General features: G+C 55.0%; 30 protein-coding genes and 1 pseudogene. 13 read left to right on the plus strand and 18 right to left on the minus strand.

Translation table 11 applies throughout. The features are described from left to right. Window positions 1-29: 29 nt before the first annotated feature. Window positions 30-545: pseudogene (locus BLM14_RS06005) on the plus strand (DUF2213 domain-containing protein); the annotation flags it as partial. On the opposite strand, the gene BLM14_RS06010 reads toward BLM14_RS06005, so the two are convergent. Then, on the minus strand, window positions 543-848 hold the full coding sequence (locus BLM14_RS06010) for a hypothetical protein (protein ID WP_099998546.1): 306 nt from the start codon (window positions 846-848) through the stop codon (window positions 543-545). The pseudogene BLM14_RS06005 and the gene BLM14_RS06010 overlap by 3 nt on opposite strands. 370 nt (window positions 849-1,218) lie before the next feature. Beyond that, window positions 1,219-1,803, minus strand: coding sequence for a cytochrome b (locus BLM14_RS06020; RefSeq protein WP_099998548.1), 585 nt, complete (start codon window positions 1,801-1,803; stop codon window positions 1,219-1,221). A gap of 238 nt (window positions 1,804-2,041) precedes the next feature. Here BLM14_RS06020 and BLM14_RS06025 point away from each other — a divergent pair, with 238 nt between their 5' ends. After that, a complete protein-coding gene (locus BLM14_RS06025) occupies window positions 2,042-2,410 on the plus strand; it encodes a hypothetical protein (RefSeq protein WP_099998549.1) in 369 nt (122 codons plus the stop codon). 104 nt (window positions 2,411-2,514) lie between these two features. On the opposite strand, the gene BLM14_RS06030 is transcribed toward BLM14_RS06025, so the two are convergent. After that, window positions 2,515-2,703, minus strand: a complete 189-nt coding sequence (locus tag BLM14_RS06030; RefSeq protein WP_099998550.1) for a hypothetical protein — start codon at window positions 2,701-2,703, stop codon at window positions 2,515-2,517. An 83-nt stretch (window positions 2,704-2,786) separates the two neighbouring features. On the opposite strand from BLM14_RS06030, the gene BLM14_RS31505 reads away from it, so the two are divergent. Next, a complete protein-coding gene (locus BLM14_RS31505) occupies window positions 2,787-3,218 on the plus strand; it encodes a hypothetical protein (protein WP_204251994.1) in 432 nt (143 codons plus the stop codon). A 76-nt stretch (window positions 3,219-3,294) separates the two neighbouring features. Continuing rightward, window positions 3,295-3,528, plus strand: coding sequence for a DUF6894 family protein (locus BLM14_RS06045; protein WP_133123875.1), 234 nt, complete (start codon window positions 3,295-3,297; stop codon window positions 3,526-3,528). 516 nt (window positions 3,529-4,044) lie between these two features. On the opposite strand, the gene BLM14_RS06055 is transcribed toward BLM14_RS06045, so the two are convergent. Continuing rightward, window positions 4,045-4,416, minus strand: a complete 372-nt coding sequence (locus BLM14_RS06055; protein ID WP_099998554.1) for a nuclear transport factor 2 family protein — start codon at window positions 4,414-4,416, stop codon at window positions 4,045-4,047. 808 nt (window positions 4,417-5,224) lie between these two features. Between BLM14_RS06055 and BLM14_RS06060 the strand changes: the two genes are divergently transcribed. Beyond that, on the plus strand, window positions 5,225-5,392 hold the full coding sequence (locus BLM14_RS06060) for a hypothetical protein (RefSeq protein WP_157929481.1): 168 nt from the start codon (window positions 5,225-5,227) through the stop codon (window positions 5,390-5,392). Window positions 5,393-5,525: 133 nt separating this feature from the next. Here BLM14_RS06060 and BLM14_RS06065 read toward each other — a convergent pair whose 3' ends face one another. Together BLM14_RS06065 and BLM14_RS06070 are read right to left on the minus strand one after the other, a co-directional pair. Beyond that, entirely contained in the window at window positions 5,526-6,026 is a 501-nt protein-coding gene (locus tag BLM14_RS06065; RefSeq protein ID WP_099998556.1) for a hypothetical protein, read from the minus strand. 193 nt (window positions 6,027-6,219) lie between these two features. Further along, window positions 6,220-6,603, minus strand: coding sequence for a hypothetical protein (locus BLM14_RS06070; protein WP_099998557.1), 384 nt, complete (start codon window positions 6,601-6,603; stop codon window positions 6,220-6,222). A gap of 396 nt (window positions 6,604-6,999) precedes the next feature. Between BLM14_RS06070 and BLM14_RS06075 the strand changes: the two genes are divergently transcribed. After that, entirely contained in the window at window positions 7,000-7,560 is a 561-nt protein-coding gene (locus BLM14_RS06075; protein WP_099998558.1) for a PRC-barrel domain-containing protein, read from the plus strand. A 149-nt stretch (window positions 7,561-7,709) separates the two neighbouring features. On the opposite strand, the gene BLM14_RS30900 is transcribed toward BLM14_RS06075, so the two are convergent. Together BLM14_RS30900 and BLM14_RS06080 are read right to left on the minus strand one after the other, a co-directional pair. Then, window positions 7,710-7,949, minus strand: a complete 240-nt coding sequence (locus BLM14_RS30900) for a hypothetical protein (protein ID WP_157929482.1) — start codon at window positions 7,947-7,949, stop codon at window positions 7,710-7,712. Window positions 7,950-7,960: 11 nt separating this feature from the next. After that, window positions 7,961-8,155 carry a hypothetical protein gene (locus tag BLM14_RS06080; RefSeq protein WP_099998559.1) on the minus strand — a complete coding sequence of 65 codons (195 nt, stop codon included), beginning with the start codon at window positions 8,153-8,155 and terminating at the stop codon, window positions 7,961-7,963. A 908-nt stretch (window positions 8,156-9,063) separates the two neighbouring features. Here BLM14_RS06080 and dusA point away from each other — a divergent pair. Then, window positions 9,064-10,020: a tRNA dihydrouridine(20/20a) synthase DusA gene (gene dusA / locus BLM14_RS06090; protein ID WP_237143522.1), complete on the plus strand. Its 957-nt coding sequence runs from the start codon at window positions 9,064-9,066 to the stop codon at window positions 10,018-10,020. Here dusA and BLM14_RS06095 read toward each other — a convergent pair. Genes BLM14_RS06095 through cobS form a run of 3 tightly spaced genes read right to left on the minus strand, consistent with a single transcriptional unit; the run spans window position 10,017 to window position 11,753 of the window. Next, a complete protein-coding gene (locus BLM14_RS06095; protein ID WP_099998561.1) occupies window positions 10,017-10,721 on the minus strand; it encodes a TIGR02281 family clan AA aspartic protease in 705 nt (234 codons plus the stop codon). The genes dusA and BLM14_RS06095 overlap by 4 nt on opposite strands. A gap of 6 nt (window positions 10,722-10,727) precedes the next feature. Then, entirely contained in the window at window positions 10,728-10,961 is a 234-nt protein-coding gene (locus BLM14_RS06100) for a DUF1289 domain-containing protein (RefSeq protein ID WP_099998562.1), read from the minus strand. Window positions 10,962-10,979: 18 nt separating this feature from the next. After that, window positions 10,980-11,753: an adenosylcobinamide-GDP ribazoletransferase gene (gene cobS, locus BLM14_RS06105; RefSeq protein ID WP_157929483.1), complete on the minus strand. Its 774-nt coding sequence runs from the start codon at window positions 11,751-11,753 to the stop codon at window positions 10,980-10,982. Between the two features lie 127 nt (window positions 11,754-11,880). Here cobS and cobT point away from each other — a divergent pair, with 127 nt between their 5' ends. After that, window positions 11,881-12,897, plus strand: a complete 1,017-nt coding sequence (gene cobT / locus BLM14_RS06110; RefSeq protein WP_099998564.1) for a nicotinate-nucleotide--dimethylbenzimidazole phosphoribosyltransferase — start codon at window positions 11,881-11,883, stop codon at window positions 12,895-12,897. 43 nt (window positions 12,898-12,940) lie between these two features. On the opposite strand, the gene BLM14_RS06115 is transcribed toward cobT, so the two are convergent. Continuing rightward, on the minus strand, window positions 12,941-13,387 hold the full coding sequence (locus BLM14_RS06115) for a DoxX family protein (RefSeq protein WP_099998565.1): 447 nt from the start codon (window positions 13,385-13,387) through the stop codon (window positions 12,941-12,943). Between the two features lie 92 nt (window positions 13,388-13,479). Continuing rightward, window positions 13,480-15,003, minus strand: coding sequence for a sensor histidine kinase (locus BLM14_RS06120; RefSeq protein ID WP_099998566.1), 1,524 nt, complete (start codon window positions 15,001-15,003; stop codon window positions 13,480-13,482). Window positions 15,004-15,163: 160 nt separating this feature from the next. On the opposite strand from BLM14_RS06120, the gene BLM14_RS06125 reads away from it, so the two are divergent. From BLM14_RS06125 to BLM14_RS06140, 4 genes are all read left to right on the plus strand, one after another. Further along, window positions 15,164-15,814, plus strand: a complete 651-nt coding sequence (locus BLM14_RS06125) for a thermonuclease family protein (RefSeq protein WP_099998567.1) — start codon at window positions 15,164-15,166, stop codon at window positions 15,812-15,814. Further along, window positions 15,811-16,422, plus strand: a complete 612-nt coding sequence (locus BLM14_RS06130) for a glutathione S-transferase (RefSeq protein WP_099998568.1) — start codon at window positions 15,811-15,813, stop codon at window positions 16,420-16,422. Before BLM14_RS06125 ends, BLM14_RS06130 begins: the two co-directional genes overlap by 4 nt. Beyond that, window positions 16,419-17,054, plus strand: coding sequence for a uracil-DNA glycosylase family protein (locus BLM14_RS06135; protein WP_099998569.1), 636 nt, complete (start codon window positions 16,419-16,421; stop codon window positions 17,052-17,054). The genes BLM14_RS06130 and BLM14_RS06135 overlap by 4 nt, the downstream gene beginning before the upstream one ends. A gap of 106 nt (window positions 17,055-17,160) precedes the next feature. Further along, window positions 17,161-17,640 (plus strand): Lrp/AsnC family transcriptional regulator, encoded by a 480-nt coding sequence (locus BLM14_RS06140; RefSeq protein WP_099998570.1) that lies wholly within the window; start codon window positions 17,161-17,163, stop codon window positions 17,638-17,640. Between the two features lie 30 nt (window positions 17,641-17,670). On the opposite strand, the gene BLM14_RS06145 is transcribed toward BLM14_RS06140, so the two are convergent. Next, a complete protein-coding gene (locus BLM14_RS06145) occupies window positions 17,671-18,540 on the minus strand; it encodes an NAD(P)-dependent oxidoreductase (protein ID WP_099998571.1) in 870 nt (289 codons plus the stop codon). Window positions 18,541-18,605: 65 nt separating this feature from the next. Here BLM14_RS06145 and BLM14_RS06150 point away from each other — a divergent pair, with 65 nt between their 5' ends. Further along, on the plus strand, window positions 18,606-21,065 hold the full coding sequence (locus BLM14_RS06150; protein ID WP_099998572.1) for a penicillin acylase family protein: 2,460 nt from the start codon (window positions 18,606-18,608) through the stop codon (window positions 21,063-21,065). Between the two features lie 15 nt (window positions 21,066-21,080). Here the strand turns inward: BLM14_RS06150 and BLM14_RS06155 are convergent, their stop codons facing one another. The 4 genes from BLM14_RS06155 to BLM14_RS06170 all read right to left on the minus strand — a co-directional run bounded on the left by BLM14_RS06155 (window position 21,081) and on the right by BLM14_RS06170 (window position 24,197). Then, the gene (locus BLM14_RS06155) at window positions 21,081-21,701 is read right to left on the minus strand and encodes a glutathione S-transferase family protein (protein ID WP_099998573.1); all 621 of its coding nucleotides are present in this window, start codon (window positions 21,699-21,701) and stop codon (window positions 21,081-21,083) included. A 28-nt stretch (window positions 21,702-21,729) separates the two neighbouring features. Beyond that, entirely contained in the window at window positions 21,730-22,566 is an 837-nt protein-coding gene (locus BLM14_RS06160; protein ID WP_099998574.1) for an ABC transporter permease, read from the minus strand. Next, on the minus strand, window positions 22,563-23,276 hold the full coding sequence (locus BLM14_RS06165) for an ABC transporter permease (RefSeq protein ID WP_099998575.1): 714 nt from the start codon (window positions 23,274-23,276) through the stop codon (window positions 22,563-22,565). Before BLM14_RS06165 ends, BLM14_RS06160 begins: the two co-directional genes overlap by 4 nt. A gap of 129 nt (window positions 23,277-23,405) precedes the next feature. Next, the gene (locus tag BLM14_RS06170; protein ID WP_099998576.1) at window positions 23,406-24,197 is read right to left on the minus strand and encodes an ABC transporter substrate-binding protein; all 792 of its coding nucleotides are present in this window, start codon (window positions 24,195-24,197) and stop codon (window positions 23,406-23,408) included. Between the last annotated feature and the right edge of the window lie 207 nt (window positions 24,198-24,404).

Below are 24,404 nucleotides of genomic sequence, written 5' to 3' on the forward strand. Positions count from 1 at the left end.
TCACTGAATCTATAAATAGGGACGTTCGCATGCAATTCACAGACGCTGTAACCGTCGCGGGAACGCGCCGGTGTGATGACGGCTACCTTGTTGCCGACGCTCGTATCGCGCGAACCGGTATCCAGGTCTATCTCGGCTCGGAGGTCGGCAAGCCCGACATGGCGCAGGTGCGCGTCTATCGCCCGGGCTCTGAGGTCTTCAGCGAGGATACGCTCAAGAGCGCTGCACATCGACCCGTCACCAACGATCATCCTGACGAGCATGTCACGTCCAAGAACTGGCGCGACTACGCCGTCGGCCAGACCGGCGATGAGGTGACGGGAGAGGGCATCTTCATCCGTGTCCCGCTCATGGTCAGCGATGAAGCGGCCATTACCGACATCGAAAACGGCAAGCAGGAATTGAGTGCGGGTTGCACCTGTGACCTTGATTTCACTGCCGGTACCACACCATCGGGCGAGGCCTACGACGCCATCCAGAAGAATATCCGCCTCAACCATGTTGCCATCGTGCAGCGCGGCCGGGCCAGGCATTCTGGCCGTCTAGCTTTGTTTGTCATAGGGCTCTTTGGTTCCTGCGACGAGCTTGGCAAGTTCTGAAAATGACCATGGCGTTTCCGCGCCAGTATCGTTGGCGATTTGAAGAACTCTTATAGGAAAGCAAACGGCGTCCCGATTTGCAGATGACATGTTACCGGCAAACCGATTGTCGCCCCGTGCCGTGGCTTCTGCTTTCTCGAACGCATTGTCCAACTCCTCCTGTGTGACAACGCCCTTTGCAACCAGCAAACGGTTAATGGAAGCGATAGCCAGACAGAGACCTTCAAGTTGCAGATTGGCTGCGTGCATAACTGTTTCCTCCGGTTGTGCCCCGTTGCCCCAACGCATGATACGGCAGTTCGATCCAATGCAAAGGACGCAACATGACGTCGTTCAATTATTGCGCTGCGTTTGCTCGAAAAGTTCGGACAGGCTGGATCAATCGTTCGCGATATGCCGGGCAGTGGTCCAGTATGGGATCCGGGCGAGGCGGTACCAACGCCCTTCCCGTGCGTCCTTGCGGTTCTCAAGTTTGACAACAAGGACATCGACGGAACGCTAATCAGGGCCAGCGACAAGAAAGTCTATATTGCTGCCAAAGGCTTGGCGATCGTTCCTACAACCACGGACAAGCTGATTATCGGCGGTATGTCCCAGACAATCATTCGCGTCATGCCGCTCAATCCGGCGAGGATGGTTGTATATTTTGAGGTTCAGGCGAGAGGTTAGACTTCGCTGGAAGCATGCGCTTCAGAATGTCATCCTTGCGAACAAAATGGTGCCAAAGGGCTGCGAAGCCATGAATTCCTACAATGATCAATATTCCGTTGGCGAAGAGATTGTGAAGTCCCTTGATTGATCGGGCTAGATCGCGATCCGGCGAAAAGGGTGCTGGGATGGTGAACCAACCAAAGAAACTCAGCGCGTCACCTCTAAACCAGGTCAACAGAATTCCGAGCAAGGGAATGGCTATCAGCAGCGCGTAGAGCGCGAGGTGTGCAGCCTTGGCAAGAGCTTGTTCAGCGTCACCCATCGACGAGGGAAGTCTTGGCGCACCTTTAGACAATCGCAATCCAACTCGCCACAACACTAATCCAGCCAGCAATAGGCCAAATGAGATATGCAACCACCATGCGAGATCCCTCGTTGGATCACCTCGTTGAAACAAACTATCGCCGTACGTCAGACCATATATGGCAAGTATAAGAATGAAGAGTGTCCAGTGCAGCGCCTTTTGAATGGGCGAGTATGCTGTGGCGGACATTGAATGCTCCAGTTCAAAATTCTTCTATGGGCCTTCGAAACTCGCGCAAACATCGAGGCCTCGCAACGAGATTTTTCTTAATGTTTCGTAACGTTTGATCCGGTATTCTAAGCTGGTGGGATACGTCGGCGCCTATCCACTCACGAGAGGCTAAACCAGCCAGGAACTAACAATTTCCGTTCATGCTCCGTTAACAGTCAAAGGCGCACCACTCAGCGCATTGTTAACAGGAGTTACAATGAAAAAAATTGTTTCGTTATTTACTGCGGGATTCCTCGCCGTCTTCATGGGGCTGACATCGCTTAGTGCGGCATTCGCGGCACCAATTGCTGCGCAGAGCGTTCCGACTGCTTCAAACGTCGTGCAGGTCCAGTACCGTGACGACAGGCGCTATGAATATCCGAATGAGAGAAAGAAGCGTTGGGATCGCCGGGATCGCCGCGATGATCGATACGAGAACCGTCGTGATCGTCGGGAACATCGCTACGAGAGCCGTCGTGATCGGCGCGGATACTGGAATGGCCACCGTGGTTATCGCGAACAACGCCGCGGCTATCGTCGCCACAATGACGGGTATTGGTACCCACTGGCAATCTTCCGCCTCTAAGCAAGTATCCTGCTCTGAGGTAGGAGAAGGCGGCTCTTAGGGGCCGCCTTTTTCTATGAGAATGTCGCTCAATTCTGCTGGCAGTGAGGAATAGTAAGTCTTGGCTATTCGTCCTCTTCGTCTTCATCGTCAGACTCAACTACTTCCCACATAAAAGCGTGCAAACGCTCTTCGATGCTTTTCTTCGAGGCTCCGGATTTTTCCATCTCACGCTTGATTTTGAAGAACTGATCTCTGTCGGCAGGCGTGAGGTATTTGGTGGCGTTTTCTAGCGATGATAATTGGCTGGACATGCGTGGCTATTACCTTCTCGGCCATGACAATGGAAGTAACATATCATGATCAAGCGCTTATCTTCCCGAGAGAAGTGTAACTGATGGCAACCAACCGCAGTATCTTCGAACAACTGCTCGATAAGTACGATGTCATGTTGGCAGAAGCCTTCCTTGGGGGCATAGAGGCAATCAAGTCTGCGATTACCCTTCGCATTGTGGTTGAGAGGCTGGAGAAGGGCGACATCAGCGGCGCCATAGCTGCGATGCACCTGGAACCGGAAGCGTTCTCTGCGCTCGAGGTAGCTCTTGCCGAAGCCTACAACGCGGGCGGCATCAGCGCGGTTCAAAGGTTTGGCGCGGAGTGCAAAGCGCTAGACCTCACCATCCCGCTTGTGCTCGCTGCAGTACCATTCCTGACCGTATCGCTTTTCAAAACCGAACGCACCCAACACCTTGCAGTCTGGGTGCATGCAATAGTGTTCGAACAGTCCGGCAGCCGGCTTCTCCAAGTGCACGGGATAGGTGGGTTTTGATGGGGTTTCAGACATCTTGACGGAACGAATTATACAGCAGCGAGTTCACTGTAGGTAGATGAGTGCGAGGCAAATCATGCCGCTGTTTCGTTTTGTTTTTGAAGAGGGGGCTGTACTTGAAGACGTAACGCCAATCGAGTTCCCCGATCATAAAGCAGCGATTGTTGCCGCCAAAAAGGCAGCAAGAAAGACCCTGATGGATGTAGAAGGATGCGATCCGACCGCTTGGGTGGTTCGCATATACAACGAGCCTGGTGAACTTATCAGAACCGTATTTGTCGCGGACCTGTTGAGAGCCAAGACCAGGTAGCATGCGAAGCCCGCATCAAAATCGCATTTTTTCAGTTACGTTTTTTCTTCATCAGTTTTCGCAGTTCTGATTCTACGGATAGCAGCACATTTTGATGCATCGCCAGCGCGGTCTCATCCGCAACCTAGATCATTGCTGCCAGGACCTCTTCCTTCGTCCATCCTGCCTCAATGGCATCTCCCAACAGCTCAAGCATGCGATCTTCGATGGCCAAACGGCAGCCGGCACGACGTCGTAGATGGTGGTCCCGTATCGGGCGAAATATCTGCCGCTTACTTATTTGCCAATCTCCCTCAGCACGCAAGATCATACGAAATGATCTGCACTCAGTCAGGGTGCTGCTTGGGGAGCACGCTGTGAGGTCGCCAATTACCTTTCTTCCGATCGGCACAGAGGGTCCAAGCCTGTAGGCGTCGAGCTGGGTGGCAAGCTGGGTAATTGCCCACTTTTGCTTTCGGGTCCCGGCATCGTGCAAAAGCAATGCTGTCCTAGCATGTAGTTCTGGTTGCGTACACGTTACTCCACGATTTTCCAATATGAGTCCTTGCGGATCACCTTGCCGTCGCGAAACGTGTAGAAGTCACAACCGTGGACCTCCATTCTCGCCCCCTCGCGGGTGGTGCCTGTGAGGGTCCATTTTGAGATGCCGGTATCGGCCGCCAAATCCACAAAATGCTCCTCGTTGCCGTAGTGGACATCAGGCAGGCCTTCAAAGCGGGCTGCCAGCGCTTCTCGTACGTTCCGTTTGCCCTCGAAACGAGAACCCCAAGACATGCTGCCCCTTGGCATCTCCAAGACACAATCGTCAGAAAAGAACGTCATGATCCGATCAAGATCGTGTGCGTTGAAGGCCTCACATAGCTCCGTCAGTGCAGATCGAATGTCCATTACCGTCTCCGTTCCAGTCCGTGTCCTAGACTTCAGCATCGCTTTTATGCTCGCTGCAGTACCATGCCTGACCAAAGCGCTTCTCAAAGCCGAGCGCTCCCCATGACGTGCAGCCCTTAAGCCCTAAGCCGCGGCTTGATCTTGTGTCAGTGCTGAGTTTTCCAGAGGTCGCCCGGCGGAAGTACCGCGCGGTTCATCGTATCGGACTGTATTGAGCTTTTTCATATGCATTTTGTGTCGTTCCTATCCACAAAATAGGCTCACTGCGCTTCGTCGTTCTCTTCATCGAGAGGCAGACCAACGTATGATCCTGTCGATAGGAACCACAACAGCCAAGCGATACCGGCTGCTTCCAAAAGCTTAATAAGTATGGCCAGCCACATTTGCCATGGTTCCGTGATAGGCGTCATCGGCCTGGACGACGCTACTCTCAGTCGTTTCAACTTTCAAATCCAAATGGGCCAATGGCATTCTCCGAGCACATTGCAATTGGCCTCCTGTTTCCCTTCCACCTCGAAAACCCCTAACCCGATCCAGCTAAGCCTTTCGATGAACAGACCGGCACTCCGCACGGGTGTATTCTGATCTGGCTAGCTGCGAAGAGCGACCCTGCACCCCCAAATGCCCCGACCTTCGCGGTTGGTTAATTGCTTGGGAGGAGCAGCAGACGAGGAGGCCCACAACCTCCACCTTTCAAAAGTCGTGTCGCGTTCCTCCCCCTTTTTTGGAGGCCCACATTCTAGACTTCCCCGATGCCAGCCCTGAGGGCACCGGTGCCTTAATGCAGATTGTCATGGAGGGTTGCATCATGCTCGATAGAACCGCATTCATTGCAATAGGTTTAGGCCTTGCGCTGGTCTTCGCGCTGTTGCTGTATGGGGCCTTGCAACGGCATGAACCATACATGGCGGACAACCATCCAGACGGGATGCAATCGCTCTTAGCCGCCAGCGTAGCCGTCGCCGGATACGCATAGAGCCGCGTCTTTGGCTCCTCCCCTTTTTTCGGTTGAACATTTTGCCACACATACCGCAACCCGGAGCAGGTATACTCGCAGTACTGACCGCGAGGTGACCCGACCTTGACCAAATCATCCCCCGATTAAATGGTCAGCCTAATTTGAGAGGAGAGGTGGTCACGCAAACGCCTCTCTCCATTTCCCCCTTTTTGCTGGGCGGCATGCTCGGCAAAATCACAAACATGGGGTCAATGTTTGATAAAAGACGCGCCGGTGTTTGGTTATCGTCATGAACTATCACCAGTGTAGGGATATCATTGGATGGTCCTGAGCCTATGTCTCCGTTGTAAATTATAATTCCAGCCTCAAGGCTGGACATCAAATATACCTCACCATAATCGGCGTGATGCCCATGTATTGCCTTAAAGGGGAATTCCTCGGACGAGACAGAGTGGTTGATCGTGATGTCCGTAAACCTGAACTCGTCATTCGGGTCCAGCGGGAATTCGATGGCGAATGATCCTGGTTCCCCAGATTTATCGGTCGGTTCCTGCTGAACTCTGTATTCGCCATCGGCCCGGTTATCGACACACCTAGAAAACCCTAACCCGATCCAGCTAAGCCTTTCGATGAACAGACCGGCACGCCACATGGGTGTATTGTGATCTGGCTAGCTGCGAAGAGCGACCCTGCACCCCCAAATGCCCCGACCTTCGTGGTTGGCCAATTGGGAGGAGCGAGAGACAAGTACGACAACGGGTTCCCCACCCGCGCCTTTGTGCTCCTCCCTTTTTTGGAGGCCTAATGCGGCGTTGTTGGCCGGTTGATGTGCAGGGCCTAGCGCCTTATGGCTTTGATCCGCAATATTGCATGAGTGCCCGCTGATCCTGAAACTCTGCCTTCATGATGCCTTCAAAAGCGCGGATGTGCCGATCAACTACCGTCTGCGGTAGCGATGTCTCTTCGAGCGATTGTTGGTAGCTGCTATATGCCAAACTCTTCGGAAACAGGTGATCGCCACACAGTTCGTACGAACTACGTGCCAGGGCAGCGTAAGCGATGTAATCGGCATTCTTACGAGTGATGCCGTCTGCAACCATCTCCCGGATGTGAACTTCGAACTTCTCCTTAAATAAGATTTCAGCGTAACTTTCAGCATGAGCGCCCGAAAGGGCGGCGAACACGCCAATGCCAAACACCGCATGTCGCATTGTGATAATTGCTGCCATTGATCGCTCCCTTCCAGTCCAAGGCCCGAGCTTGCAGGTGCGTCTGCCGTACATAATATCATCTGCATGGAATTTACACGGCAAAAGACCAAGCCGTCGACTTGCCTAGTGTCATTGTCTGCTGGCAGACATACTGTTTACGTTGGCCAGCATTGTTTGGGAACCATTGTTGCTGAAATGAGTTTTACCAATGTCGGGAAAGCGTTGAGCGAGTTCAACAGTCATCCCGATAAGGGGCTCAGTATCGTTCATGATCAAAATCGTGGGCAATCTGGGCCCCACTTACTGTGGCCTCCGTTCTTACCCCGGATGATCCGGCACAATTGGCGCGTTTTGTGGAATAGATAGAAATCCTTGGGAAATTCTCAGGAATTTCTTAACAAGCGGAGAAATGCAATGATCAAAACTCTCATCGCAGCCACGGCGTGCGTGGCACTCATGTCCGGCACCGCGTTGAGTCAGACAGCGCCTGCACCGGCAGAAACCCCGGCTCCCCTTACGGTGACAAACAAGGAATTGTTCAAACCGATGGCAGCGGCTCCGGCGACCCCGGACGTTTCATCGCTAACCAAGGCTTCCGAGGGGCAGATACTTGCTTCCGGGTTCCTCGGCAAGGCCGTCTATAACGGCGATGGCGATAACGCCGAGACGATTGGCAAGCTCAACGACTTGGTGATTGGCCCCGATGGTATGGTCCAAGCAGCTATTATCGGTGTTGGCGGGTTCCTTGGCGTTGGCGAAAAGGATGTCGCTATGGCACCTGCCCAGCTTAAAGTCTCCACCCGCAGTGATGGCAACAGTTGGCTGGTAGTCAACACCACCAAAGATCAGCTCAGCGCTGCTCCAGAGTTTGACCGATCCGCCAATTTCACGGAGGGGATTGCAGATCCGATGAAAACGAGCGCGACCAAGCCTGATGCATCTGCGCCAGCCTTGCCGGAAACGCCAGCCAAATAATAGCTAGCCGCTAGGTTGCTGCGCCCGCCGATCGGGATCACCGTCGGCGGGCTTTTTCATCTCAGAGCCGCGCGACGGCTTGCGCTTAGTGTCGTGCTGCAAAGTCAAGATTTGCTGTCGTTTTGATTTCCGTGCTTGAGGGGTGGTCGTCAGTTACCTTTTTTCTTTAATTTTTTCATTTCCGTTTCCACGGACAGCAGCACATTTTGATGTATCGCTAGAGTGGTATTGTCCGCCACTTCGATGATCGCTGCCAAAATCTCATCCTTGCTCCATCCCGCCTCGATGGCGTCTCCAAGCAGCTCAAACACATAGTCTTCAATTGCCCTTTGGCACTCGCTGAAACGATCTGGATGGCTTCTGGGTAAATGAGGCCGGACTACGGTCATTGCGGGTCCCCCTATTTCTTTTTCGCCTCGTGGCGGGCCACGACTTCCCTATAATGGGAAAGCAAACGCCGGTAGTGGTCCGCAGTCTGGGCCGAGATATCTTCCTTCTCGCCGTAGCGCGACGTTCGATGGATTTTGTCGTGACCGGATTCAAGCGCTGAAGCGATGGCTTCATATTCGGCGATCACGCCCTTGAGCCGCTCCATGAAAGCGTTTCGACTGCTACTTATGATCGGTCTCCACCATCATTCTGTCACCAAATGATACTCAATCTCTGGTTGTATGCAAGGAGTGTGTGCTACTGAGTTGGTGAGCCAGCGGAACATTCCTCGGCGCTTATTAGTTAAGACCCGATCACAAGGAGAAACTGATATGGGTGATCCAATACCTGGTCCGGAACCGGAACCGAAGCCGCCAATGCCTAGCGAACCGCCTATCCCTGATCCCGAGCCTGGACCACTTCCGCCAGTGCTAGAACCACCGCCAATTCATTCGCCGGATGAGACACCGCTGCCGAATCCCGATGAAGTGTGGGAACCGCCGAAGCACCTTTGATGGATGAGTTACGTAGCCCCAACCCCGTCACGTCGCCGGACCGTACTCGTTGATGGTTGGCTGAGCCTCGCGACTCGTCGTTGGTTTTCACGCGCTGCTTGTTCTCGCGTCTCCACGATAGTGATTGGAATCCTGGTGGTACTAGGCGGATTTGGAGTGGCAGAACCTTGGGTGATTCCTTGATATAGCGGTCAATGACATTGTCGAGAGTCACGCCAGAAGTTTTTGCTCTTTCGACCTCCTGGCACCGAAAGTTCGGTCTCTCGACGTTGAGCCAAGCCGATGCCGCCTGTTGTTGATCGAAGGTCTTGGCCTCTCGATGGACAATAACGCCTTTACGCTTTATGACGATCTGACCGGTGTACCCGATCGTGCCATTTTTTCGCTTTCTCGGTAGGTACTATAGTTCCCACGGTACGACAATGTAGTACCGAATAAGTGGAAACGGTCAAAAACAGTCGAAACGGCGGGCTAACAGACATTTCGGAATTGACGGCAAGTGATTGAAAAGGCGGAAAAATACAACGACTACAAGCACAATCGCTTTGCTGTAGCGCCGATGATCGACTGGACGGACCGGCATTGCCGCGCCTTCCATCGGCAGTTCACGCGCCATGCATTGCTCTATACCGAAATGGTGGTTGCCGATGCCGCGATCCATGGCAATCGCGAGAGGATTCTTGGGTTTGCGGAAGGCGAGCATCCCGTTGCCGTGCAGCTGGGTGGGTCCGATCCAGCCAAATTGGCTGAAGCCGCGCGTATCGGTGAGGCCATGGGCTATCAGGAAATCAATCTTAATGTCGGCTGCCCATCCGACCGTGTTCAATCGGGCACGTTCGGTGCTTGCCTCATGCAGACGCCGAGTGTCGTTGCTGTATGTGTGCACGCAATGAAGCAGGCGGTCGCACTTCCGGTGACGGTCAAGTGCCGCATAGGTGTCGACGATCAGGATACGGTAGTGGCCCTCGACGAACTCGCCCAAGGTGTTTTCAACGCCGGAGCCGATGCGTTGTGGGTTCATGCGCGCAAGGCCTGGCTCAAGGGGCTTTCGCCGAAGGAAAACCGCGATATTCCGCCGCTGGACTATGATCGCGTCTATCGTCTGAAACGGCAAAATCCGAGTCAATTCATCGGGATCAATGGCGGTATTCAGACGCTCGGTGAAGCAGTTGAGCATTTGAATCATGTAGATGGCGTCATGCTTGGCCGCGCTGTCTACAACAATCCGATGCTGTTGCTCGATGTCGATGCCACGGTTTATGGCAGCAAGGACGCCTCATCCTCGCTCGATGCGATCATCGATCATATGTGCGACTATGCGGACGCGCACATTGCGCGGGGCGGGCGGCTGTCGCACATCACGCGGCACATGGTTGGCCTGTTTCATGGGGCACCCGGCGCCCGGCGCTGGCGTCAGATACTGTCGACCGATGCCAATCAAGCTAACGCTGATAGCGCTGTTATTCGCCGGGCGTATGGGGTAATTCAGACCTCGTTCGCTGATGAGGCGGCTTAGTCAGACAGGACCAGCCGGTCGCCCCGCACGGAAAAACCACTGAGCGTGTTCAAGAAATTCATGCCCAGTAGGCTGCCGTCCATACGGCCATCCTGGGTTACCATCGCGCGGATATTGCGGCGTTCAATGGCACCGATCTTGATGCTGTCCAGCGTGACATTCGCGGCCGTGGTCGTGCCGTTGGCAGTCGTGATCGGTGTTTTGTAGGAAAGCTTGTCTGGGTTGAGGCCTGCTCTACGCGCATCGTTGGCGGAGAGCACGATCGACGATGCGCCCGTATCGATCATGAAGGGCACTGCCGCGCCATTCACTTCGCCCCTGACCTCGAAATGACCATTGTCCGCCTTGGCTAGTGTCACGGTAACCAGACCATCGCTATCGCGGTTGGAGATTGGGCTGCCGGGAATCAAACCCGCCGTAATACGGTGGCCAACATCCTGCAATTCATAACGATATTGATAACCTGCGACGAGGCCCAGAATGATAATGAGCCAAATAGCCATGCTGCGCAGGAAATGGCTGAGCGGAATACCGGAGCCGAGGAGAGCCGAGGCAAGGACAATGCCCCAGATACCCATGTAGGCGAAGCGGGCAAAGTCGTCATTGGCCATGCCGAGCGTGGAACCGCTGTCGTTGTTTGCCATCAGCAGAAGGAGAGTGCCGCCGATGAGTGCAATGATGATCCAGAACAGGCGGCTCATCGTTGATCAAACCTCCTGCTGCTTTTCGCGAGCCATTCGGCTTCGCCGTGTTTCGCGGCGCGGCCGCCGCTCGACCGTTTCAAGCCGGGCAGGCAAGCCAGCCATGATGGTGCGACGATTTTCCGGTGACATGATCGACCAGGCGCCGATTTCCTCGCGCGTGCGCCCGCAACCGAAGCAATAGCCGGTCTTGATATCGATAGCGCAGACGAGAATGCAGGGTGACTCGATGGAATTCATTGCACAGATTTGGTACGGTTAAACTGCAATGACAAGCCCGAGCAGAAGTGAAATTGTCGCGAGCTGCTGCATTGCGCCCAATGTATCGCCTGTTTGACCGCCGATCGTCTCCCGACATAGCCCTAAAAAGCCGAGGTAGACGAGTGCGGTCAGAAATGCGGCAATGATGACGGCCAATAGTCCGCCCGCCGTGCCATAGCTGATCGCAAGGACGGCCGCACCGAGGAACAGGGCAAAATTGGCGTCTTCAGCATTTGGGATTCCTGCCTGGTCAGCAACGCCGCCGGCTCGCGCGGAGGGCAGGCTCTGCCAGAATTTGACAAGCGTCGCCCGGCTTGCAGCCTCTGTTCCAACTACGACAACAAACGCTTGGAATGGACCAACTCTATCGACAATCGTCGCCAACAGTGCTGTTTTCATAAGGACGGAAATAATCAAGGCGAGTGTGCCATAGGAACCGATTGCCGAGTCTTTCATGATTTCGAGCCGTCGCTCTACCGAATTCCCGCCGTAGAAGCCGTCGGCGACATCGGCCAGTCCGTCCTCGTGCAGCGCGCCGGTGGTAATGATCAAGGCCACGATCACAAACAACGCGGTGGCGATTTCAGGCAGATCGAGCGCAACCGCGACGAGCAATACGATCGATGCGGGCAGGGCGATGAGAACGCCCGCCAAAGGAAAGCCGCGCACCGTGTCATGAAGAGAACCACTGTATCCGACGAACCAGCGCGGCGAGACGGGCAGGCGCGAGAGAAAGGCTAGCGCCCGCATCGTCTCCTTGACCAATTCCATACTAAAAACCTCTGAATCGAAGGGTCGCGACACTCTGTGCCGTGTGTTGACCTTTGCGTTTTCTCTTCCAGCGCTTATAGGACGGGTGTTCCTAATTTGCCATGAAGACTTGATCACAAGGAATGTCATGACCACTGGCCTGCCGTTTGACGATTTTCGCACTCTTATCGAGACATTGCCGGGACCTGACGAGGCTGCTGTCGCTGCTGTGCGCAAGCGCGACGCGACGCTGACGAAGCCGCCGGGCGCGCTCGGGCGCATGGAAGAGATTGTCGAATGGCTTGCTGCGTGGACCGGGCGTGCGCGCCCGCAGGTGACACGGCCGCTGGTTGCCGTCTTTGCCGGCAATCACGGCGTCACTGCCAAGGGGGTTTCGCCCTATCCATCGTCTGTCACGGCACAGATGGTGGAGAATTTCGCTGCGGGCGGAGCTGCCATCAATCAGATCTGCATCGCCAATGATCTCGGTTTGAAGATCTTCGATCTCGCGCTGGAATACCCGACTGCCGACATCACCGAAGAAGCGGCAATGGACGAAAAGACCTGTGCCGCGACCATGGCATTCGGCATGGAATCGATTGCCGGCGGCACTGACCTACTCTGCATTGGCGAAATGGGGATCGGCAATACGACGATTGCGGCAGCGATTTTCCACGGGCTCTATGGTGGAACGGCGGAAGATTGGGTTGGTCCCGGTACTGGTTCGAACAGCGAGGGATTGAAGCGCAAGGCCGATGTGGTACGTGCCGCTGTCGCGCTGCACGCATCACATCTCAAGGATCCGCTGGAGGTGCTGCGGCGTCTTGGTGGCCGTGAGATAGCCGCCATGGCCGGAGCGATCCTCGCTACACGCGTCGAAAAAATCCCCGTGATCATCGATGGCTATGTCGCAACGGCAGCGGCGGCAATTCTGCATGCAGCCAATCCGGAAGCAATCGACCATTGCCTGTTTGGTCATGTGTCAGCGGAGCCGGGTCATCGCAAGGTTCTGGAGAAACTCGGCAAGCAGCCGCTTCTCGATCTCGGAATGCGGCTCGGCGAGGGTACGGGCGCGGCGCTGGCAGCGGGTATTGTCAAGGCAGCTGCGCTTTGCCACAGCGGCATGGCGACGTTCGACCAGGCTGGCGTCAGTAATCGCGATTAAGAAAAAGGCCTGCGAAAGCAGGCCTTTTCGATTCTCGGGTCGGTTAGAATTCCTTGCCGATCTTCGCGTCGACAGAGTAATTGCTGGCGCCGCGAATGACGAAAAAGAACAGGATGGCAGTCCAAAGGATCGACTTTTCGGCACCGCCCCAGCCTTGACCCTGGACGATCCCGTGGAAGTAGATGGTGACGGCGAGGATAATGGTCGTAGCAAAAGCGGCCGGACGCGTGAACAGGCCGATGGTTAGAAGAACACCGCCCACGAACTCGGTTACGGACAGGAGCGGCGACCAGAATACACCAGGATAGAACCCGAGGCCTTCGACCATCCCTACCGCACCGAATGGGTTCGCGATCTTTCCAGAGCCATGCACGATCAACGCGATGCCAGTGATCACACGCAGGATTGTTTCAGAGAGCTGGCCCAGGTTTGTGTAGATTCCGCCAAGGGCGGGAATGATTAAAGCCCGGTTGTTTCCGTTCGCATTCATTGTTGCGTGTCCCGTTCAGATTGTTGCACTGCACACAGCAATGCAGCGCTGCCAAATAACGAGCAAATAACAATAAATTGAACTTGACTATTTTACGCAGCTTTTTTCTGGCTGTGCTTCTTTGAGGATGTTTGAGTGCTCTGGATGACACGCATACGCGGGAACGTCGCAAGTGCCTCCGTTCCTTCACGCAGCTTGGAAAACAAATGAAATTCGCCATCGTGAACATGGACAAGCGCCTGCACGATAGGAAGGCCGAGGCCGGTGCCCTGTTCAGCACTCTTTATAGCAATTGATCCCTGGCCGAACGAGGACAGAACCACGGGAATTTCCTCGGGTGGAATGCCTGGGCCATTGTCACGGACCGAGATGTATTGACCGCCGCCGACCGTCCAACCAACCTTGATGTGGATCTTGCCGTTCGGCGGAGTGAATTTCACCGCGTTGGCGATAAGGTTGAGGAGAATCTGACGGATCGAGCGTTCATCGGCATTGAGGCGCAGCATACCCGTTTCAAACTGAGGTATGAGACTGACATCCTTGTTGCGCGCCTTCAGATTCATCATGTGGATGCACTCATTGGCGATATCGGTCAGCAGCAAGGGTTCTTCGTTGATTGAATACCGACCGGCCTCGATCCGGCTCAGGTCGAGAATCTCATTGATCAGATTAAGCAGGTGTTCACCCGAAGCATGGATGTCGCTGGCATATTCGCGATAGGTCCCATTCTGAATCGGACCCAGCACTTCCTTGGCCATCACCTCCGAGAATCCGAGAATGGCGTTGAGCGGCGTGCGCAATTCGTGGCTCATGGAAGCGAGGAAACGCGACTTGGCCAGATTGGCTTCCTCGGCCCGTCGTCTGCCCTCGTCTGACATTGCATTGGCGGTCTCGAGCTCGGCAATCAGCGCGTCCTTCTCTGCTTGAAGCGCCAGCGTGACCGCCACAGATTGGTTGAGCCGCGTCGCGACGAGGTAGAAAAAGGCGAGACCGGCAAAAAGCATGACAACCATGGTGGCCAGAAGGGGGCTATCCAGATGATTGGATGCGAGAAGCGTATAGGTGATTACCGGCAAGGTGAAAGCTGCCAGGATGGCAGCGCGCAGTGCCGAAGAAACGATGGCAGTGATAGCCATGGCGAGGATGATCACCACCGCCTTGATGACCGGGAAAAGACTAATTCCACAGGCGGCGCAATCGAGATAGGCGAAATATGCCCAACCTATGCTGGTCATAAAATGTCCGCCCAGATAGATCATCTGCCATTGCCGGATATGTTCGTTGACAATGCCCTGCTTCGCAAGGCGGCGTGCCAGAAGTCCGAGTATGGCATAGAGGGCGATCGTGAAACCCGCCCAGAGGATAATACTCTTACCAAAACCCGAAAAGACGCCGATAACAGCGATCATGACAATCAAAAGCGGTATCGTCGCCGAATTGACGATGAGTGCCCGCGTGTGCATGAACAACAATTCGCGTTCGAAATGGTTGATGCCCGCACGCTCCATCAACCGGTCGCGGGCGCCTCGCATAACCATCGACAGATCCTTGTTGCGCGGCAGTTTCCGCCGATCAACAATATTCTTGTCTGCTGTGGTTGCGTCGAGTAATGCCATGCGCCTCGTTCCAGATGGCCTTAGATCTGCACTTGTGGCAGCATTGCATCGCAAGCCTATTCACAAATGATTAAGAGATCTTCAAAACAAAGCAGCGAATGCCATCAATTGGATTAGCTCCAAAGGCGGATATGAACCTTCTTCTTCCAATGAATCTCCGATGAGCAGAGGCTATCGCAGCTACCGCCCCAGATGGCGTCGTCCAGCATCGGCACCACGCTCATTTGCTCGTAAAGTGCTGGATTTCATGCTGATGGCAATCTTCTTTGCCTTGGTCGCTCTGCTGGCGGCCAAGCTCAACAGACGGGAACCAGTGGAATCACTCGTCGGCAAGGCCTATGTCATCGATGGCGATACGATCTCGATTTCCGGCAACCACATTCGGCTCAAGGGTATCGACGCTCCAGAGCTCACCCAAAGTTGCGGCGCTGCCTCGGCGACCAGCGCCTGCGGCCAGGGTTCCCGGCAGACGTTGATACGCCTGATCGGGGGGAGGCCGGTGCGATGTGCAGGAGAAGGCCACGACAAATACAATCGCAGCCTTGCAACCTGCTTCATCGATGAAGTCAACCTCAACCAAGCAATGGTCGAGGCTGGACAGGCCATCGCATATGGCGATTATCATGACGCCGAAATGCAGGCTCGCCGGACCAAGAAAGGTCTGTGGGGCAGTGAATTCGAGACGCCGCAGGATTGGCGCGAGGAGCACGAGGAGTTGCCGGAACCGTCACAACAGCAACCCAATCGACCGGCAGACTTGGTCGACCAATTATTTGACTTGATCAACCGACTACTGGGAGGACTACTGTGAAACTTTATGATGGGGGCCGCGCGCCCAATCCGCGCCGCATGCGAATTTTCCTGGCTGAAAAAGGCATAGAAGTGCCAATGATACCGGTCGATATGTCCGCCATGGCACACAAGTCCGCGGAGATCACCGCGCTCAATCCATTTCAGCGTCTGCCTATACTGGAGCTTGATGATGGCACGGTTCTTACCGAATCCGTGGCGATCTCGCGCTATTTCGAAGAGCTCCATCCGGAACCTCCCTTGTTTGGCACGGGAGCAGTCGGCAAGGCCCAGGTGGAGATGTGGAACCGCCGTGTCGAGCTCTACCTCATGGCCGCAGTCACCGCCGCCTTCCGGCATACCCATCCGGCGATGATCCAATGGGAGATACCGCAAGTTCCTGCCTGGGGAGAGGCCAATAGGCCGAAAGCTGCGGCTTTCATGAAAATCATGGATGATCAGTTGGCGACGAATGAATTCATCGCAGGGAGCACATACTCGATTGCCGATATCACGCTGCTAGTGGCTATCGATTTTCTCAAGCCTGCAAGAATCACGTTACCCGACGAGCTTGTTCATCTTCGGCGGTGGCATGATGCTGTATCAAGCCGGCCAAGCGCCAAGGCATGAGCTTGACGAACGTGCTGCCAGCTCTCGAAGCCCTGTCGTTTGAGATCAAGGCATGCCGGATTTGCCGGGATGCACCGCGTTTTGGTCCGCCTTTACCCAACGAACCCAATCCTGTGTGCGTGGTCTCTTCGACGGCGCGAATTGTCATTTGCGGGCAAGCGCCAGGTATTCGCGTCCATAACACTGGTCTGGCATTCAACGATCCTTCAGGCGACCGGCTGCGTGACTGGCTCGGTGTCGATCGGGAAACCTTCTACGATCCGGACAAGTTTGCCATCGTGCCCATGGGCTTCTGCTTTCCGGGTTATGATGCGCATGGCAGCGACCTGCCGCCGCGGCGGGAATGTCGCGAGACGTGGCATGACCGCGTGTTTCAACTGATGCCGCAAATCGAGCTCATCCTGACGATCGGCCAATATGCGCAGGCCTATCACCTTGGCCGGCGCCGTCGTGCCAGCATGACTGAAACGGTATCGAACTGGCGAGAATATTTCGAAGTGGAATCCGGAGCTTCGATCCTGCCCTTGCCGCATCCCTCCTGGCGCAACAATGTCTGGTTGAAGAAGAATCCGTGGTTCGCGCAGAACGTTCTACCAGTGTTGAGGGAGAAGGTCAGGATTCTAATTTCCTAGCTATTGGGATGAAATTTTTTTCAAATTTGAAAAGATTGGAATAATTTTCTTGTACGCTCGTTGATTATCGGACCATAAAGTATCCCATTCCACAGGGATGACAAACATGGATAGACTCGACCGAAAAATTCTCCGCCTCCTCCAGGAGGATGCAACGCTTGCTGTGGCTGATGTCGCCAAGAAAGTCGGGCTTTCGACCACGCCATGCTGGCGCCGTATCCAGAAGCTGGAAGAAGACGGTGTAATCCAGCGCCGGGTTGCGGTTCTGGACCCGGTTCGCGTCAACACGCGAGTGACCGTATTTGTCTCGATCCGCACCGGTTCACACAGCAATGAGTGGTTGAAGCGCTTCTCCGAGGTTGTGCAGGAATTCCCCGAAGTGGTTGAATTCTATCGCATGAGTGGTGACGTCGATTATCTCCTGCGCGTTGTCGTGCCGGACATCGCCGCCTATGATGCGGTCTACAAGCGGCTGATCACCAAGATCGATATCCGGGATGTATCGTCTGCCTTTGCCATGGAGCAGATCAAATACACCACTGAATTGCCATTGGACTATATGAGCATTGAGAAAGAGCCGGCCTGAGGATATCAGGCCGGTACCAAGGCGCTTGGCTTATTTTTCAAGCCGCGCCAGCAGGGATGATGTATCCCAACGGCTGCCGCCCATGACCTGCACGTCCTTGTAGAACTGATCTATTAGCGCGGTCACCGGCAGCTTCGCATTGTTGCGATCCGCTTCTGCGAGGCAAATACCCAGATCCTTGCGCATCCAGTCGACGGCAAAACCGAAATCATATTTTCCGGCATTCATGGTCTTGTGACGGTTTTCCATCTGCCACGAACCGGCTGCCCCCTTGGAAATGACCTCGATGACTTTTTCGATATCGAGACCAGCTTTCTTGCCGAAATGAATACCTTCCGCGAGGCCTTGGACAAGGCCGGCGATGCAGATCTGGTTGATCATCTTGGTCAATTGCCCGGCGCCTGCTGGCCCCATCAGGCCAACCATCTTGGCAAAGGATTCGATGACCGGCTTAGCCCTGTCGAATGCATCCTGCTCACCGCCAACCATGACCGTCAGCGCGCCATTTTCGGCGCCTGCCTGACCACCGGAGACCGGGGCGTCGAGAAAGTGGAAGCCTCTCTTGCGCGCTTCCGCATCGAGTTCGCGTGCAACTTCTGCAGAGGCGGTTGTGTTGTCGATGAAAATTGAGCCCTTCTTCATCGAGTGAAACGCACCGTTCTCGCCGATCGTCACGGAGCGCAGGTCGTCATCATTGCCGACACAGGAAAAGACGAAATCCTTGCCCGCTGCAGCCTCTTGCGGCGTCGGCGCGTGAGCGCCCTTGAACTGTTCCGCCCACTTCTTTGCCTTCTCGCTGCTGCGATTGAAGACCGTGACGTCATGGCCGCCGCGTGTTTTGAGATGACCCGCCATCGGGTACCCCATGACGCCAAGACCAATAAAAGCGACTGTTGCCATTCCGTAGTTTCCTCTGTCAGATAGGCCCATAGTGTTGAGTACCAGGATCGGGGGACGTTAGGACAATGCGGCGGATCATCAAAGGCCTATTGTGGATTGTTTTTTCCCTCATCCCCATAGCACTACTTGCCTCAGTTCTTGGTTACGTCTGGCTTGCACGCTCGGTCGCGCCCGCAACCGGCGATATGGTGCTGGCGGATCTTTCCGCACCGGTGACGATCACCCGCGATAAGAATGCCGTTCCGCACATCAGTGGCAATTCGGTTGATGACGTTCTGATGGCCCTTGGCTTTGTGCATGCCCAGGAGCGCCTCTGGCAGATGGAAGTGAACCGGATGGCCGGGCAGGGCCGCCTGTCCGAGCTTTTCGGTGACAAGACTATCTTCACCGACCGTTTCATCCGCTCAATCGGCCTCTACGAATCGGCGGAAAGCTCCGTTGCGGCGCTCAATGATGCGGACCGCAAGAAGATCGACTCCTATGTGCGCGGAATCAACGCATTCATTGACAGCGCCGCCCCGGTTTTCGGCTCCAAATATTCGCCGGAATTCGTCATCCTCGGCCATTCGCCGGAAAAATGGACCGCTGCCGATGTAATCGTGACGTTGAAACTGATGTCGGTGTCCCTTGCCGCCAATATCGACGACGAAGTCTTGCGCTTGAAGTTTGCCCGTCTTGGCATGAATGATGCGGAGATCGCGGATCTTCAACCGCCTGTGGCCGGCGATACTCCACCGCCCTTGCCGGATTTGAGGCAGGCGCTTGGATTGTCTAGCGGCACAATCAAGACCGGAGCACTTGAGGCCGAAAGGCAATTTGCGTCGCTGAACGAAATCATGTCCACCGGTGCGTCGAACAATTGGGTCATCGGCGGTACTCGGACCGAGACCGGAAAACCCATTCTCGCCAATGATCCGCACCTTGGACTGTCGGCACCTGCCATCTGGTATCTTGCGCACCTGCAAGTGAAAAATGCAGATGGTTCATCGAAGAACCTTGTCGGCGTGACGTTGCCCGGAGCGCCGCTCGTGTTGCTGGGTCGAAACGACAGAGTCGCTTGGGGATTTACCAATACCGGTTCAGACGTTCAGGACATCTTCGTCGAAAGGATCAATCCTGCCAATCCCAACGAATATCAGACGCCGGAGGGTTTCCAGCCTTTCGAGAAGAAGAGTGTAGCGATCAGGGTTAAAGGCGGCGACACCGTCAATTTCGAGCGCCTGGTCACGCGGCACGGCCCGGTCTTGCCTGCCGATTATCGCGGGCTTGACCACTACCTTCCAGAGGGCGCAGTTGCATCACTGTCCTGGACCGCCTTGGCTGGTGACGATACAACGATTTCGGCAGGCCTGAAGCTCTGGGATTTTGCCAGCGTGCTGGATTACCAGAATGGCATGCGCGAATTCGTGACGCCGATGCAGTCGATCGTCATTGCCGATGTGGATGGGAACATCGGCATGATCGCGCCGGGGCGGGTTCCAATGCGTGACCCCGCCAATCAGATCATGGGCCGCGCCCCGTCGCCGGGTTGGGACGCGACCTACGATTGGAAGGGCTTTATTCCGTACGAGGAACTGCCACGCGTCTATAATCCTGCCGATAGTGTTCTGGCGACCGCCAACACCAAGATCGTCGATTCAAGTTACCCGCATTTCCTCACCTTCGATTGGGATGAACCCTGGCGGTTCGAGCGGATCAAGACATTGGTCTATGGTGCAAACCAGCAGACGATGGGAACCAATCGCAAGGTACAGGGCGATGCTTACGACAATGCCTATGCGGCCTTGTTGCCGGTCATGCTCAAGCTGGTCGAAGGAAGAGGCGATGTGGACCAGGGCATCATCACGCAATTGAGCGGGTGGGATTTTGTCGAGGACCGCGCACGCATCGAGCCTTTGCTTTTCAATGCATGGCTCAGGATGGCAATGAAGCGCATCCTTGAAGATGATCTCGGTGATGCCTTCCCATCCTTCTGGCAGGGGCATGTCGATGCCATGTTGCGCTGGCTCGGTCCGACGCCGGCTCGCAACTGGTGCGACGATGGTCGCACGCCGGAGAAGGAGAGTTGCGGCGACATCCTTGCACTGGCTCTTGGCGACGCGGTCAAGGATCTCGATACGCGTATGGGCTCTGACCGATCAAAATGGAACTGGGGCGCGCTGCACTATGCCTATGGCGCGCACCGGCCGTTTTCCCAAGTCAGCCCGCTCGATCGTTTGTTCAATGTCACCGTGCCTGCATCCGGCGGCGCCTTCAGTCTTGATCGAGGAAAATCGTCGTTTACCGACGAAAGCAATCCTTACCGGGTAACCCATGGCACCAGCTATCGCGGCCTGTTCGATCTCGCCAGTCTCGACCGCTCGACCTATATCCAGACCACGGGCCAATCGGGAAATGTCTTCTCGTCCAATTACCGGGATTTCGCGCAGAAATGGGCGGATACCGAAGCGATCACAATTCCAACTGATGAGAAGGCCTATGAGGAAGGCCTGCTCGGGGTGTGGCGCCTTAAGCCGAAAAATTAGGTAAGCAGATGCCGCTCAGGTGAGGGGGACCATCACTGACTTTTGATATGCCGGGCGCTCTTTAAGGCGCTCGTACCAGGCGGCAAGATGCGGGTGATCTGGCCGATCGATCGGCATTTCGAACCAGGCATAGGCGAAGCAACCGAGCGGGATGTCGCCTACACCGAATTTTGGGCCGGATAGGAAAGGCTGCGAGGCGAGTGCAGCGTCGACAATGGCAAATAGCCTGCCGCAGTCTTGAATGCCCTTTTCCTTGGCCGCATGATCCTGCTTGTCGGGTGTGAGACGCACAACATTCCAGAAGACGTCGCGGAACGGGGTAGCGAGCGTGGACGTTGCCCAGTCCATCCACCTTTCAGCCTTGGCCCTTGCTCCGGCATCCTCGATATGGAGCGTCGATTGACCATACTGTGCGGCAAGGTAGCGGACGATGGTGTTGCTTTCCCAAAGCACCAGGTCTTTGTCTTCCAGCGTTGGAACCAGCCCATTCGGATTCTTCGCACGATATTCGGGATCGGATACGATGCCGAATGCGCCTCCAGCTGGAATGTTCTCGTAGGGGACGCCGACTTCTTCCGCAGCCCAGAGTACCTTCTTAACGTTGGTCGAGTTTGTCCGGCCCCAGATCTTCAGCATGGTTCAGATTCTCTTTTCGGTGGATTTTCTAGCGAATCAGGTGGCGCGTAATGCGGCGCTCCATCCAATCCCATAGATGCCGCAGTATTTCCACCAGGACCAGGTAAATGATTGCCGTCCATAGGTAGGTCTGGAAGTCAAATGTGCGTGAATAGGCCAGCTTTGTATAACCCATGAGGTCATAGACCGAAATCAAGGCGACGATTGCAGAGCCTTTGATCATCAGGATAACTTCATTGCCATAGGGTCGCAATGCCACGATCAAAGCTTGCGGCAGGATGATCTTCCAGAAGGTGACGAATTTTGGAATTCCGAGCGAGGCTGCTCCTTCCCATTGCCCCAATGAAACGCTGCGGATGGCACCCCGCAAGATCTCAGCCTGATAGGCTGCGGTGTTGAGGGCAAACGCCAGCAGGGCACAAAACCAGGCTTCACGGAACAGGACCCACAACCCAATTGACTGGAGTTCTTTGTTGAATGAGCCGACGCCGTAATAAATCAGGAATACCTGGGCAATCAACGGCGTCCCACGGAAGAAATAGACGTAGAAATAGGCAATCGTCGAAATGATGCTGCTCTTGCTCAAGCGGCCCAATACGACCGGAACCGACAGCACCGCGCCGAGAATGATCGAACTACCGACAAGGGTGATCGTGGTTCCGAGGCCAGACAGATACGTAGGGCCATACTTCTTTACGAGCTCGATATTCCAGGCACTGTAAAGATAGAGCAGCAGACCAAGGATGAGAGCAGCCCAGATACCAACGAGAATGTGACCGATCACGCGTGATCGGGTCCAGCGTTTTGGCGGTGCGGGCGGGCGCAAAACTGTCGGTGTCCGCGCGTTGATGAAGCTCTCGGTCATCGCTTTGCCCCGCTTTTGGCCGCCCAACGATCAATGCCATCGATGACGAAGGATGAAAGGATGGCAAGCGCGAGATAAATCATGCAAGCCGTGCCGTAGAACAGGAAGGCGTGTTTGGTCACGCGGGCAGCAACGGAGGTCTGGCGCAATATGTCGGCAAGTCCGATCGCTGAGACGAGCGCTGTGTCCTTGAGCAGGATCATCCAGAGATTGCCCAGGCCGGGAAGTGCTATGCGGATCAGTTGCGGCAGGATGACCTTGCGCATTGTCTGACCGTTGGATAGGCCAATGGCGTAGCCGCCTTCGTACTGGCCCTTTGGGATGGCGCGAAAAGCCGAGAGAAACACTTCACTGGCATAGGAAGAAAATACAGTGCCCATCGCGAACATGCCGGCGATGAATGAATTGATCTCGATAGTCCCGGTATAGCCAAGCATCTGGCCCAGCATCTGGATACCGATCTGCCCGCCGAAATAGACCAGGAACAGGGTGAGCAGTTCAGGCAAACCACGGAATATCGTCGTGTACATGTTTGCAGCAAGCTTGACAGACGGTTCGGAAGACTGCTTGCCGAGAGCGACAAAAAAGCCGATCGCCAGCCCGAGTGGCAGCGTTGCAAGTGCCAAACTGACCGTAACGAGAACACCGCTGGCAATGCTTGGGCCCCATCCGCCTTCGCCAAAACCAAGTAACGCTATTGAGCCTTCCATAGGCAACTTTCGTGTCTTGCGGGCTATTCCCCAGGCTCTTTTTCGAGCCAGCCCGTCATTTTTCGAAGTTCATGGCGTAGATGGCGGCTCGCCGCCATCTACATTTCTTATCAAGTCAGCGCGGTCGGCTCAATCCTCGCCGCCGTAAACGTCGATCTTGAAGTACTTGTCGTTGATTTCCTTGTACTTCCCGTTCTTGCGGATCGCTGCAATAGCGGTGCTGAACTTATCTGCGAGGGCAGTATTGCCCTTCTTCACAGTCACGCCGGCGCCTGGGCCATGAATCTTGACATCAGGCTCGATGGTTCCAAGGAGCTTGCAGCATGCACCGGCCTCGCTGTCGAGCCACTGGCCGAGCACGATCACGTCGTCCATTGCAGCGTCGATACGACCGTTGGCCATTTCGAGTTTGTACTCGTCAGCCGTTGGATACATCTTGATTTCGGAGCCGCTATATTTGGCCTCGGCAAAGTTCGAGTGGCTGGTGGAAGCCTGAACGCCAAGGGTCTTGCCCTTTAGTGCTTCCGGAGTGATGTCCTTGATGTCGGAATCCTTCGGTACCACGATGGCAGGTGGAGTGTTGTAGTACTTCTTCGAGAAATCGACCTTCTCCAGACGTTCCGGAGTGATCGACATCGACGCGATGATTGCGTCGAATTTGCCAGCCTGCAGAGCCGGGATCATGCCGTCCCAATCCTGGGTTACGAAGGTGCATTCTGCCTTCATCTCTTCGCACAGAGCCTTGCCGATATCGATGTCGAAGCCTTCCAGCTTGCCATCTGGCGTCAGATTATTGAACGGCGGGTAGGCACCTTCGGAAGCGATTGTCAGCTTAAGGGCGTCCTCTGCGTGAGCCACACCCATGGTAAAGGCCAGGGCTGCAGCGGAAATCGCGAGTGCGAGACGCTTGTTGATACGCATTTATTTGAACCTCTCTTTTATGGCCCGGCTGTTCCCCTGTTCTTTTGGACAGCCTTCCGGGCAAGTCGCAGTTTTTTACTGCTCCTACGCGGATATTCCCACTAGTTTTCAGCCAAATGCAACCGGGAATCGTGCGTCGCCGAACGAATCTAAAGGGCAAAATCACATTAATGTTTTTGACCTTATACTTTTGTTGCGCACGTTCGG

It is taken from the genome of Phyllobacterium zundukense (assembly GCF_002764115.1).
Taxonomy (GTDB): Bacteria; Pseudomonadota; Alphaproteobacteria; order Rhizobiales; family Rhizobiaceae; genus Phyllobacterium; species Phyllobacterium zundukense.